Source organism: Bacillus sp. R86525, from assembly GCF_042466195.1.
GTDB lineage: Bacteria > Bacillota > Bacilli > Bacillales > Bacillaceae_G > Bacillus_A > Bacillus_A nitratireducens.
The window spans coordinates 3,843,357-3,856,100 of the sequence record NZ_JAXHPX010000007.1; the positions used below are offsets into that span (position 1 = coordinate 3,843,357).

The following is a 12,744-nucleotide window of genomic DNA, read 5'->3' on the forward strand; positions in this document are numbered from 1 at the left end:
CTATATAACATAAATTTCTTTTTCTATTTCTATTAACTGCTTTTGAAGCTCTTCTTTACTTTGCTCATATAGTGTTACATCGATCGTTTCAGCTAAAGCAAATAATATACTTTCATAATATTTCTCAACATCTTGTTGCATCACTTTTCGGAATAAATTCCATTTTGTATCCCACTCTTGCTTATAATGATGAATGAATAAATCTTCTTCATCAACTACATAGTTTGATACGAAAGGTTCTAGTACTCCTTTAGCGTCTTCTTGCATAAAAGCTTTATCATTTTTTTCAAAAAAGCTTTTCTCATTTTTAAAATGCGCTAATGCCTTTTTGAAATCTTTTATTTCTATTGAAGGAAATGGCTCTTTATGTGTAATAACTTTATATTCATAATCTACTGTTCCGCCCATAGAAATCGATTCATTTTCTCCTTTGCAGTTCACAACAATTTCATCCTTTGCGCGCTTCATCGCTTCATCTATCCATCTTTCAAGACGTAATGATGTCGCACGCATTTCTTGTAATAAATCATGTTGAATAAATGAAACTAATTCCATTACACACTGTTGCAACTGCGTTTTTACATTCCCATCTGTTCGAAGTGATGCTGGATTAATAAATTCAGTAAACACATCGTTATAGCGCAGGAATAAGCGTTGTTGTACGTAATAAAGCAATTCTTTCACTTCATTTTGCATTGCTTGTTCTTCAGCAAGCACACTATATGACGAAATAATATGAAGTAGCTGATCACGCTCTGCTTCATATTTTTTTGTTTGCTTCGCTTTCTCATCATTTCCCTGCTTTGCGCCATTTATCATATTTACTAGAAGCTGATTCGCTCCTTGCAATGCACCATATAAAGCATGCACAGATACAAGCATTAAATCCCTCATCATAAAGGATGTAAATGATTCTTCAAACTTAGCAATCCCAGAGTTTTGTAAAACGCCATACTTTTCTTTGTCAATACTTTTCCCTTGCTTTTCCTCAAGCGCACATAAACTTGAAATTGCAAATAAACGTGGATTTCTAATACCATATTGCAAGAGCTGATCTGCAATATAGCCTTTTACCATTTCAAGTTCTTCTTCAGACTCTGCTAAATCGGCCGCATTAATTAAGAAGAACATTTTATCAAGTGCAAACGTATCCTTTACACGACCGAGCTGAATTAAAAATTCACGATCTGCACGGGAGAAAACATGATTATAGTATGTTACGAATAAAATAGCATCCGCATTTTTAATATACTGGAATGCAACATCCGTATGGCGAGCGTTAATAGAATCAGCTCCTGGTGTATCTACAAGAGCTACTCCTTGTCTTGTTAAAGCACAATCGTAATAAAGCTCCATATACTCAACAAAGCATGATTTTTCTTCATTAGCTACATAATCAGAGAATTCTTCTAACGTTACTTGTACTTGTTCCCCTAAATGAGCAGCAACTGCCTCATATCCTTTTTGTACCGCTCGTAAAAAGCTAAATGTTGTTTTTTGCTTCCCGCTCGGTGAAGGATATTTCATAACTTTATCAATTTGCGTTAACGCTTCATCTAACGTAGTAATCTCATAATGAAACAGCTTATAAACAGCTTTCACATCTTCTAATAGTGCTTGCTTTGATTTAAACTGAACAATTACTGTTCCGTGTGGTTTTTCCTCTGTAACCGGCAAAATTTGATTAATCGTTGCTGTCGTTGGGTTTGGTGATACAGGAAGTACCTTTTCACCGAGCAATGCGTTAGCAAATGATGATTTCCCAGCACTAAAAGCTCCAAATAATGCTACTGTAAATTGCTTCGTTTCTACACGCTTCCTTTTTCCAACTACTTCTTGCTGTAAATGTTTCAGTGTAGGCAATGGATCTAATATTGTTTCAGCTTTCTTCACTTTTTCTAATATACGCTGAATATTTAAAGCTGCCGTCCCTTTAATTTCTTCTTCACTAGCCATTTCGTTATCATTTACGATTTCTTGCTCTTGTAGCGTAAACTTCTCACTAACAATTTGTTTTTCACTTTGTAATATTTCGTCTATTCGCAATCCATCTGGTATAGAAATATGTTCATTCCAAACATCTCCTAAATAACTCTCATATTCCTCATACGCCTTAATGTATTGTAATTTCGTTTCTTTTGCTGTTTGTAACATCCTGTATTTTTCAATCTCTTCTTCAATACGAGCAACTTCTATCTTCGCTTTTTTCTGCAATGTACCCGTACTTTTCCCGAATATTTGCTGAGATTTCATAAAGTATCTTTTTTTCAACTCATTTGCAACATCAGCGGTATATAGAAGTAAGTAATCACCGGTAAAGCCAGCCCCTTGTTTAATTGTCTCAGCCAATAATTCCGGCCCGAAAGCAATCTCTAGAGCATATATGTCTTTCCCAATTTCCTCTGTAAATAATCCCTCTTCTTTTAAGAAGGTTACAATAAATTCTTTCACATGAAAATCAAGTTGCGTTTCAACAGTTTTTTGAAGTGCGGAATGAAAAGCATCTACACGTCTCTGTTTTTCTTGCTCCGTCTTTCCCTTCGCAAATAGCAAACCAACTTTAAATTTCGTTAATTTCGTTTCTAAATACTCATTTGCCAATTCTCTCATTTCAAATGGCATTAAATACGCGTTATCTAATATAGCTTGTAAACCTTTAATAAATTCATTTCTTACATCAGACTCTTTACTCGATGCTCGATTTTTATTTTCAATTAACTCTTCCTTCTTTTCAACAATCTCTGAAAGCGACAGCGGTGAGACTAATTCTTCCTCATATTTTATAAGCTGTTTTTCATTTTCAGAAAGAATAAATGAGAAATGTTCTTGCAGTAAATATTTTGTTTCTCGCTCCATTCCCTTACTTACATACTGCTCTTTCTCTTTCATGATAGAAGAGATTAGTACTTCTAAACTTTGAATCTCATTGTATGGATGATTCATCATTCGCAATGATGTATAAAAAATACCATCTACTTCAATATCCCAGTTAGCAAAAGATTGTTTTACACTTTCTCTATACTCTTCAAAAGATAGTTCATTTTCTTTATGTTTATCTATTTGGTTTACAACAAGATAAACCGTTTTATTACGTTGTTTCAATTCTTTAACAAACTGTAAATTCACTTCTGATTGGACATGGTTATAATCCATCATGTAAAAAATAACATCTGCAAGATGCAGTGTTGATTCTGTTGCTAATTGGTGAGCATCATCTGTAGAATCAATTCCTGGCGTATCAACTAACATAACTCCGTCAGGAATTGGTGCATCATTTCGATAAATATGAACACCAATTACTTCATCACCGTCTTTACATATTTGTTTTAATTCTTCTGCTGAATATGCGCCGTCATATTCATACCGTTCTCCAGACTTAATCGTAACAACAACGCGATCAGGACCTTTTTCAATTTTAACGACATTAGCACTCGTTGGAATTGGACTTGTCGGTAGTAATTGCGCTTTATATAGATGATTCATCATTGTCGATTTCCCTGCCGAAAAATGACCACAAAAAGCTATCATAAGCTGTTCTTGTTTATATTTTTGAATAACTTCAAACAACTTCAAACTATTCTCTGCATCTCCATGTTTTTGCCACTCTTCATAAAAACAAACAAGTTTTTTCATACCGTTTGTCTGTACTATGTTTGTCATCCCCTTGTTCCCCTTTATCCAAGATGTATATATTTTATCCCGCTATTTGTGTGACAATAATCATTTAGGACTGAGCATCCAATGATTACAGTTTCACTTTACTATCATACTAAATTTTCAGCATATTCTCATTAAAAATAAAAAAATCCCTTTCATTCTTTTTACAAATGAAAGGGATTTTATGTAATATTATTCATTTTGTTGTTCCTACTCCATTTAATACATACTTTGTAACACCAACATATATAGCAATCGTTCCTACAACAAGTGCATACACCATATTAACACACCAACCTTTTTTTGATAATGATTATCACTTTTAAATACATTTTATCATTAAAGAGAATCATTATCAACAAGTTTCTAAAAAAGAAAGCTCCTTCGGGAAAAGGAGCTTTACTGCCTGTTTTAAAGAAGTTTAAAACTTGCTGTGCACTCTTATTATATCTCATAATACACATCTTAACAGCTTTAAAAATTGGAAATTACCTATATACCCTCCTCTTTACATTTTGTATAATAAAAGGGAATTACTTAACAAGGAGGAAAATAATGACACAAAATATTTCACAAGGCGAGAGGATACATTCCATCGATATTATTAGAGGAATAGCTGTACTAGGTATTTTTCTTGTTAACTGGCCTGTTATCGCTGGGATTGACTCACGTGATCTTTCAGGAGTTTATGAGGGGCTAAATAGCTATATCCGTCTATTTTACGATATGTTTATTCAAACAAAGTTTTATACTATCTTTTCGTTTTTATTCGGCCTAGGATTTTACATTTTTATGACTCGTGCTGAAGCGAAAACAGATCGCCCAAAAACTTTATTTGTTCGTCGCTTACTTATTTTATTATTATTTGGTTTCTTACATTACGTTCTTTTATGGGACGGAGACATTTTACATACTTATGCAATCGCTGGATTTTTCTTATTTTTATTTTATAAGAGAGAACCTCGTACCATTTTAATATGGGCAATCGTTTTATTAAGTATTTTTCAGTTTTTCATGCTAATCGCTGGTATTATGATTGCATTAGTTCCAAAGGCAGAATTAGGATTTTCCTTACCTATCATGCCACTTGAAGACTGGATGTCACAAATACAAAATCGTTTCCATGCATTTTATGCTGATGGAATTGGACTAAACGCATTTATGCTCCCAGAAACAGTTGGGCTATTTTTACTTGGTTTATACGCCGGTAAAAAGGATATTTTCCGCCGTACGAAAGAGTTAGATCCAAAGCTTAAAAAATGGCAAATTATTATGTTCATTTTAACATTGCCAATGTGGTTCTTCATGGTCCGTTATTTCTTATCAAAACCATCTTATGAACCAATTTATATGCAGGTCTTTACAATGTTTAGTGGAAAAACATTATTCATATTCTACATTTTCACGCTGATGCGTTTATTACAAAAAGAAAGATGGCAAACATTATTACGTCCGTTCCAGTACGTTGGGCGAATGGCGTTAACAAACTACCTTTCACATACAATTGTTACATTACTTGTATTTGGTCTATTGCTCAAAAATTATTATCCTGCTCCATTATGGGTAGGACCACTATTTTGCATCGGTTTCTACACGTTGCAAATCTTTATTAGCCGCTGGTGGCTGTCACGTTATCAATACGGGCCACTTGAGTACATTTGGCGTCTTGGTACGTACGGGAAAATGATGCCACTTAAAAAGAAAAGCAAGGTCTCATAATGAGACCTTGCTTTTTTACGCTTCTCTTACTGCACTTTGCATCGAAACAGGCTCTTCTTTTACTTTCACTTTACGCTGCGGCACCATATTGAATACAATATTTAAAAGTACTGCTGATGCACTTCCTAGAACAATTCCGTTATCCGTTAAAATGCGAATATTTTCAGGAAGCTGTGAGAATAACGTTGGAACAACTGTAACTCCAAGTCCGATTCCGACAGAACATGCGACAATTAATAAATTTTCTTGTTTTCCAAAATCAACACTGCTTAACATTTTAATACCATATGCCATAACCATGCCGAACATTGCTAGCATTGCACCGCCAAGTACTGATTTCGGAATAATTGTTGTAATAGCTGCGATTTTTGGAATGAACCCAAGAACAATTAACATACCACCGCAAGTATAAATAATAACGCGATTTCTTACTCCAGTTAATTGAACAAGTCCTACGTTTTGAGAGTAAGTTGTATATGGAAATGCGTTAAAAATTCCACCTAAAACCATTGCTAATCCTTCTGCACGATAACCTTTTGTTAATTCTTTTTCACCGATTTTTTTATTACAAATATCAGATAATGCAAAATATACACCTGTTGCTTCTACAATCCCTACGCAAGCAACTAAGATCATCGTAATAATTGGCGTTAATTCAAATGTTGGTGTACCGAAGTAAAATGGCTGAATACCGTGGAACCAATCCGCTTCTCCAACCGCTTGCAAACTTACTTTCCCCATAAATGCTGCAACGATTGTACCGAACAATAGACCTAGTAAAATAGAGATTGAACGAATAAATCCGTCAAAGAAACGATACATAATGATGATAAATAGTAACACACCAAATGCTAACGCTAAATTTTCAAGACTACCAAAATCCTTACTTCCTACTCCTCCAGCCATATCATTAATTGCTGCTGGAACAAGTGTAACTCCAATTACGGTAACGACAGATCCTGTTACAACAGGTGGAAATAGTTTTACAAGTTTCCCAAATAATTTCGCGAAAATAACAACAAATAATCCCGCAGCAATAATCGCTCCATATATGGAAGACACACCGTATTGTTTACCAATTGCAATCATCGGCCCAACAGCTGTAAAGGTACAACCAAGTACAACCGGAAGCCCAATACCGAAAAAGCGATTTGATAATGCTTGTAAAATCGTTGCAACGCCGCACATTAATAAGTCAATCGATACTAAATACGTTAATTCTTGTTGATTTAAACCAAGTCCTCCGCCGACAATAAGAGGAACAATAATTGCGCCAGCATACATGGCAAGCATATGCTGCATACCAAGCGATGCGATTTTAAATGGGTGCTGCTTCATTGTTAATTCACCTCCGCAGTTTCTTGCTGTACAAATGTAACTGTGCCGTTATCAAGTGATGCAATTTCTGCTAGTGATTCAACACGAACACCTTGTTCACGCAGCTTCTTTCCTCCATCTTGAAATGCTTTTTCAATAACAATGCCAATTCCCGCAATACTTGCACCAGCTTGCTCTACTAAACTCATTAATCCTAAAGCAGCCTGACCATTTGCTAAAAAGTCATCGATAATTAAAACGCGATCATTTTCATCAATATGATTTCGAGATAATGAAATTTCATTCGTTTCTTGTTTTGTAAATGAATATACGTTTGCAACGTACATATTATCTTGTAACGTTAACGATTTACGTTTTCTTGCAAAGATTACTTTTACACCAAGCTCTAATGCAGCCATAACTGCTGGTGCAATGCCTGAAGATTCAATCGTCACGATTTTTGTAATGTTCTCTTCTTTAAAACGTTTAGCAAATTCTTTTCCGATCTCTTGCATAAGTACTGGGTCAATTTGATGATTTAAAAATGCATCTACCTTTAATACGTCACCAGATAAAACCTTTCCTTCGTTCAAAATCTTTTCTTGTAATACTTTCATGTTTGTTCCCCCTCTTATGCAATAAAAAACTCCAAAAGCCGCCACCACTCGTTACAAGTGAGAGACGCGCTTTTGGAGTTTCGCAAAAAAAGAATGCTAAACAAGCAAATATATTCGTCCTCACTCATAGTCAAAGTATTTACGGTACTTCGGTAGAAACTTGCAGGCCATATCCCCGCGATTATATGAGTGTAGCTAACTATTTATTTTATAGAAGGATTATAACGCACTTTTTATAATTTGGAAAGTATTTATTAAAAAAACACGTACAAATTTTATAAAAACACTGTTTTTGTTCGAGTTTTGCAAACTCTTACATTCTCTATTACAGCTTCGTTAAAATGACTGGCCCATCTTTTGTAATCGCAATTGTATGCTCATATTGAGCTGATAATTTACCGTCCATCGTTCTTGCAGTCCATCCGTTTAAATCAACTTTAGAATATCGCATACCTACATTTACAATCGGCTCAATCGTAATTACCATTCCTTCTTGCAGCTTAGGCCCTTGTCCTTGTTTACCAAAATGAAAAATTGCTGGTTCTTCATGAATCTCTTTACCAATCCCATGCCCCGTAAAATCTCTTGCGACAGAAAAACCTTCATTTGCTACATAACTTTCAATTGCATAGCCAATATCTCCTACATGGTTACCGATTACCGCCTGATCAATCCCTTTAAACAAAGCACTCTCAGCTGCTACCAATAACCTTTCTGCTTCATTAGAAATATCGCCAACTGTATATGTCCATGCAGAATCTGAAAGCGCACCATTTAAGTTTACTACCATATCAATCGTCACAACATCTCCCTCATTTAAAGGAACATCCGTTGGAAATCCATGACACATTTCATCGTTTACAGACGCACATATCGCATATGGATACCCGTTGTAACCTTTCTGTTCAGATGTTGCACCATGCTTTTCTAAATATGCTTCAACAAACGTATCAATTTCTTGTGTCGTTATTCCTGGTTTCATCATTTTTCCAATTTCCCTATGACATGAAGCAAGTAATTTCCCAGATTCATGCATCAAATCTATTTCATTTTTCGTTTTCATTGTAATCATTCTATCTCTCCTTGCTAAGCCTGCTATTTGCTACTAAAGTTCAATCATACACATCCTCTTTCAAAATTTCAAAAATCCCAATTACAACAAGTGCAAAACATGTATCATATATTTCTACATCAAAATAAAAAAACAGAAGACCCCCTCTGTTTTTTAATCATTTTCACATATATAATTCATTTTCAAAAACTCAAAACAACTACCATTTGTTTTCTGTATAAAGGTCCCAACAGCTTCGAATCCTGCTCTTTTATACACTTTAATCGCTCTTTCATTAAATGTCGCTACTGATAGTGTTATACAATTGCATCCGTATTTTTCTTTACTAAAAGCTAGTCCAGCCTTTAGGAACTGTAGACCAAATCCATTCCCAGTTATATCAGGTCTCATTCCAAGACCTATATCAACCGTTCCATTATTTATTTTACAAACAGTAAAAAAACCAATGAGAGTGCCATTTTCTTTCACAGAAAATGCATGATCTCCTCTGCTCTCATCATGTAAAAATTCAGCTAAATCTTCTTGATCTGCCTCTATATCGTAAAAGGAATATTTCCCTTCATAATGCCAGTTATATGCAATTTCTTCTGCTTCTTCTTGCGTCATTACTGTATATGTATAAATCATTTTTCTATCCCCTTAAAAAAAGAGCTGCAATTAAGCAGCTCTTTTTTATAACTCATAGATTTCTTTATACTTCGCTTCTAAATAATCTGCTAAGTAGTTTGCATTTAACCCTTCGCCTGTCACATCTTCTAAAATTTCAAGTGGCTTTTTCGTTTTACCATATTGGTGAATATTTTCGGTTAACCATTCACGAATTGGTGTTACGTTTTCTACTTCTAATAATGCATCAAAGTTCGGAATGTCTTTTATCATTCTTTCCTTAAATTGCGCTGCATACATATAACCAAGCGCATAAGATGGGAAGTATCCAAATGAACCACCAGCCCAGTGAACATCTTGCAATACACCTTGTGCATCGTTTTCCGGACGAATTCCTAAATATGCTTCCATCTTATCATTCCAAGCCGCTGGCAAATCCTTCACTTGTAATGTACCATCAAACAATTCTTTCTCAAGTTCATAACGAACCATGACGTGAAGCGGATATGTAAGTTCATCTGCTTCTATACGAATGAACGATGGCTTCGATTCGTTAATCGCATCATAAAACTCATCTACTGATATATCATTGAACTGGCCATCGCTATACTCTTTTAATAAATCATAATTTTTCTTCCAGAATGATTTATTACGACCGATAAAGTTCTCAAAGAATAATGATTGTGACTCATGAATACCCATAGATGTTCCACTACATAGCGGTGTACCTTCAAATTTCTCTGCAATATTTTGTTCATATACAGCATGACCACATTCATGAATTGTTCCAAACACAGCCATACGGAAATCTTTTTCGTCATAGCGTGTCGTAATACGAACATCCCCTCTATTTAATGTAATCTCGAATGGATGTACCGTTTCATCAAGACGACCTGCTTCAAAGTCATAATTTAATTGCTTTAATAGCTCTAATGTAAAGCTTTTTTGTTTTTCTTTTGAAAAATGTTCTGATAAGGCACTTGTCTTTAATCTCTTTTGCGACTCTGATATTTCTTTTACGAGCGGAACGATACGCTCACGAAGTTGACCAAATACGTGATCTAACACTTCTACTGTAATACCCGGCTCATACATATCTAATAATGTATTATATTTATATGTTTCGTAACCCCAATATGTAATAAATTTCTTTTTGAATTCAACAATTTTCTCTAAATACGGACGGAACATTTCGAAATCAGATTTTTCGCGGGCTTCTTCCCACACACTTTCCGCTTTCGCTTCTAATTTCACATACGCTTCATATTCCGCTTGCGGAATTTTCTTATTTCTATCATATTCTTTACGACACTCTTCAACCATTTTCTTTGTCGTGTCAGAAAGTTTGTCTTCACGTATTAAAGCTTCAAGCTCTGTTAAATAATTCCCCATCTCATCTGAAGTCGACATGGCAAACACTTCTGATGAAAGCATACCAATTACTTCTGAACGCTGGTCTACACCTTTTTTAGGCGCACCTGTTCTCAAGTCCCAAAACATTAAGCTTAATGCTTCTCCGTAATTCTGTATCTTCTTCACATATGTTAAAAATTGTTTTTCTACTTCATATGTAGCTACTGTCATCGTATAAAAACCTCCTTTTTCTACCTCAAGCTTAATTCGACATGGAAATCTAAATTCCTTTTATAATAGAAAAAAAGCTTGGCAAGCGCCAAGCTTTCTCCTTATAATTCTTTACCTTCTACTGGTAGTACGTTTTTCACCGCTTCTACCACTTTCTCATCTTCTCTATCAGATAAGAAGATTGATATAGCACCTTTATCGTCGCTCGTACGAATTAAACGGCCAATCCCTTGACGAAGACGTAAAATCATATATGGTACATCTACATCCCAGAATGGATCATTTACATGTTTACGCTTCGCTTCAAACACAGGATCGTTTGGAGGGAATGGTAATGACCAAATAATAACATGTGATAATGATGAGCCAGGAATATCTAAACCTTCCCATAAATGAACGGCACAAAGCACAGTCTCTTCTTCATTTTGGAAACGAGAAACGAGCTGACTAATTTCTTGATCCCCTTCATATAGGAACGGAACTGACATTTGCTCTTTACTTACATATTCTTTAAACGCTGCAAGCTCTTGTGTTGTACGGAATAATACAAGTGTACGTCCATTTGTTTTCTGTATATTTTCAAGTGTATATTGACACTTTCTTTCCCATTCATTTTCTTTCGTATGCGATAATAAGTTTACTGCCATTTGCTCCTCATAATCAAACGGTGAGGCAACTGAGAATGATAAGTAATCTTTTACCCCTAGGCTATTTGCTGTAAATGCGAATGAATCGTTGTTAGATAATGTAGCAGAAGAGAAAATGTACGGGATTTTCTTCGAGAATACTTTCTCTTGTAATACTTCTTCAACTGCACGTGGCATAATTACTAGCGTGAAGGCTCCATCACCTTCTTCACCCCATGTAATTACATTTTTCTCGTGCATGAACAGACGAAGTGAATGTTCTAATACATCTAAATGTTCATCAACGATATTTAAGTCGTATGTGTTTACTGTATGCATTTCACTTTCAAATACTAATGCGTCACCGACTTCACCGATTTTTGCGTAAAGTCTATTCGCCTCTGCAGTTACCTTTTCTGTCACAGTAATTTCTAAACGATCAGAACCGGCAATTTCCTTTTTATTCTCTTGTAACACTTCAAAGAATCGCTCTGTTTGCCAAATTGTTTCTTCCACTAAATGTGCAAACTCTTCGCGAATATCGTTTTGTAACAATCTCGTTAAAAGTTGCTCCATCATCGTTTGCTTTAAACGATACGTTAAAGCTTTTTGAGCTGCATATTCTACAAGATGTCCTTCATCGAATACAACACAGCTACTTTCAGGCAGTAATGGAATTTGTCCTTCACGTTTACGAGCATCGTACGTCCAAATATGATCCATATAGAAGTCTTGAGAGCAAATGATTAAATCTGCCGCTTTACGATAATGTTCACGAGAAAGAGTTTGTCCACAACGATGACGAGAATCACAAGTGAAGCAATCTTGGAAGTAATCCCAATTTACTTTTGACCATTCCTCATCATTTAAAAGCGGAAATTCTTTTCTGTCACCATAGTGAGTAAAGTTTTGCATCGTACCATGATCAAATACAAACTGTGGTAATTCATAATATACGTCTTCAATTACTTCTGGAGCACGCCCACTCATAACATCTTCTAGTTTTCGTAAACATAAATAATTATCCATTGATTTCGCAAGTCTTACATCAACAGATAGTCCTAATGCTTCAGATAACTTAGCAATGTCCCCTTCTTCTTTCACAAGCTGCTCAATTAACGTTTCATCTGCACAAGCGATAATAGCTGGCTTCCCAGTATAACGCGCATAACAAATTGCATATAGAAGATATACAATTGTTTTCCCTGTTCCTACTCCCGCTTCTGCGAACATAACTTTTTTCTCTTGGAAAGCACGCTCTAACTGAAACGCCATAAAAATTTGTTCATCACGCTCTTCAAAGCCTTTTTCCGGAAGGATGTCGTAAAACACATCTCCAATCCACTCATTCAACTTATCATAAAAATTGTCTTGTTTTCCTACTTCAAATGGTAATCTCTTCTCAGTAAACATCCTTAGCCTCCAACCAAACAGTTTTTCTATAAAAAGATATAGCAGCTGCTACACATATGTATACAGCTACTTTCCCCTGTTGCAATACATAGAAATACACGAAAAAAAATTTTCCTTTCGAAAAAGGAAAATT

8 protein-coding genes and 1 riboswitch are annotated in these 12,744 nt (G+C 35.2%); of the genes, 1 reads left to right on the forward strand and 7 read right to left on the reverse strand.

All coding sequences use genetic code 11. The annotated features are described in order from the left end of the window. Positions 1 to 3,660 carry a dynamin family protein gene (locus tag SJY24_RS22445; protein ID WP_377866250.1) on the reverse strand — a complete coding sequence of 1,220 codons (3,660 nt, stop codon included), beginning with the start codon at positions 3,658 to 3,660 and terminating at the stop codon, positions 1 to 3. A gap of 552 nt (positions 3,661 to 4,212) precedes the next feature. Here SJY24_RS22445 and SJY24_RS22450 point away from each other — a divergent pair. After that, positions 4,213 to 5,376, forward strand: a complete 1,164-nt coding sequence (locus tag SJY24_RS22450) for a DUF418 domain-containing protein (RefSeq protein WP_377866251.1) — start codon at positions 4,213 to 4,215, stop codon at positions 5,374 to 5,376. Between the two features lie 15 nt (positions 5,377 to 5,391). Here the strand turns inward: SJY24_RS22450 and pbuX are convergent, their stop codons facing one another. The 6 genes from pbuX to SJY24_RS22480 form a co-directional block, all read right to left on the reverse strand. Beyond that, positions 5,392 to 6,714: a xanthine permease PbuX gene (gene pbuX / locus SJY24_RS22455; RefSeq protein WP_002030833.1), complete on the reverse strand. Its 1,323-nt coding sequence runs from the start codon at positions 6,712 to 6,714 to the stop codon at positions 5,392 to 5,394. A 2-nt stretch (positions 6,715 to 6,716) separates the two neighbouring features. Continuing rightward, positions 6,717 to 7,310, reverse strand: a complete 594-nt coding sequence (locus SJY24_RS22460; protein ID WP_078177997.1) for a xanthine phosphoribosyltransferase — start codon at positions 7,308 to 7,310, stop codon at positions 6,717 to 6,719. 107 nt (positions 7,311 to 7,417) lie between these two features. Then, a riboswitch (purine riboswitch) is annotated at positions 7,418 to 7,519 on the reverse strand. Between the two features lie 116 nt (positions 7,520 to 7,635). Next, positions 7,636 to 8,382: a type I methionyl aminopeptidase gene (locus SJY24_RS22465; protein WP_377866252.1), complete on the reverse strand. Its 747-nt coding sequence runs from the start codon at positions 8,380 to 8,382 to the stop codon at positions 7,636 to 7,638. A 153-nt stretch (positions 8,383 to 8,535) separates the two neighbouring features. After that, complete coding sequence (locus tag SJY24_RS22470; protein WP_377866253.1) at positions 8,536 to 9,009, reverse strand: GNAT family N-acetyltransferase; 474 nt, start codon at positions 9,007 to 9,009, stop codon at positions 8,536 to 8,538. A gap of 45 nt (positions 9,010 to 9,054) precedes the next feature. Continuing rightward, entirely contained in the window at positions 9,055 to 10,572 is a 1,518-nt protein-coding gene (ypwA, locus tag SJY24_RS22475; RefSeq protein WP_377866254.1) for a carboxypeptidase, read from the reverse strand. A gap of 101 nt (positions 10,573 to 10,673) precedes the next feature. Next, positions 10,674 to 12,611, reverse strand: coding sequence for an ATP-dependent DNA helicase (locus SJY24_RS22480; RefSeq protein WP_377866255.1), 1,938 nt, complete (start codon positions 12,609 to 12,611; stop codon positions 10,674 to 10,676). Positions 12,612 to 12,744: the final 133 nt, after the last annotated feature.

Excerpts from the sequence above, each read along its gene's own strand:
- SJY24_RS22445 (WP_377866250.1), bottom strand. The coding sequence starts at position 3,660 with ATGACAAACATAGTACAGACAAACGGTATGAAAAAACTTGTTTGTTTT.
- SJY24_RS22450 (WP_377866251.1), top strand. The coding sequence starts at position 4,213 with ATGACACAAAATATTTCACAAGGCGAGAGGATACATTCCATCGATATT.
- pbuX (WP_002030833.1), bottom strand. The coding sequence starts at position 6,714 with ATGAAGCAGCACCCATTTAAAATCGCATCGCTTGGTATGCAGCATATG.
- SJY24_RS22460 (WP_078177997.1), bottom strand. The coding sequence starts at position 7,310 with ATGAAAGTATTACAAGAAAAGATTTTGAACGAAGGAAAGGTTTTATCT.
- SJY24_RS22465 (WP_377866252.1), bottom strand. The coding sequence starts at position 8,382 with ATGATTACAATGAAAACGAAAAATGAAATAGATTTGATGCATGAATCT.
- SJY24_RS22470 (WP_377866253.1), bottom strand. The coding sequence starts at position 9,009 with ATGATTTATACATATACAGTAATGACGCAAGAAGAAGCAGAAGAAATT.
- ypwA (WP_377866254.1), bottom strand. The coding sequence starts at position 10,572 with ATGACAGTAGCTACATATGAAGTAGAAAAACAATTTTTAACATATGTG.
- SJY24_RS22480 (WP_377866255.1), bottom strand. The coding sequence starts at position 12,611 with ATGTTTACTGAGAAGAGATTACCATTTGAAGTAGGAAAACAAGACAAT.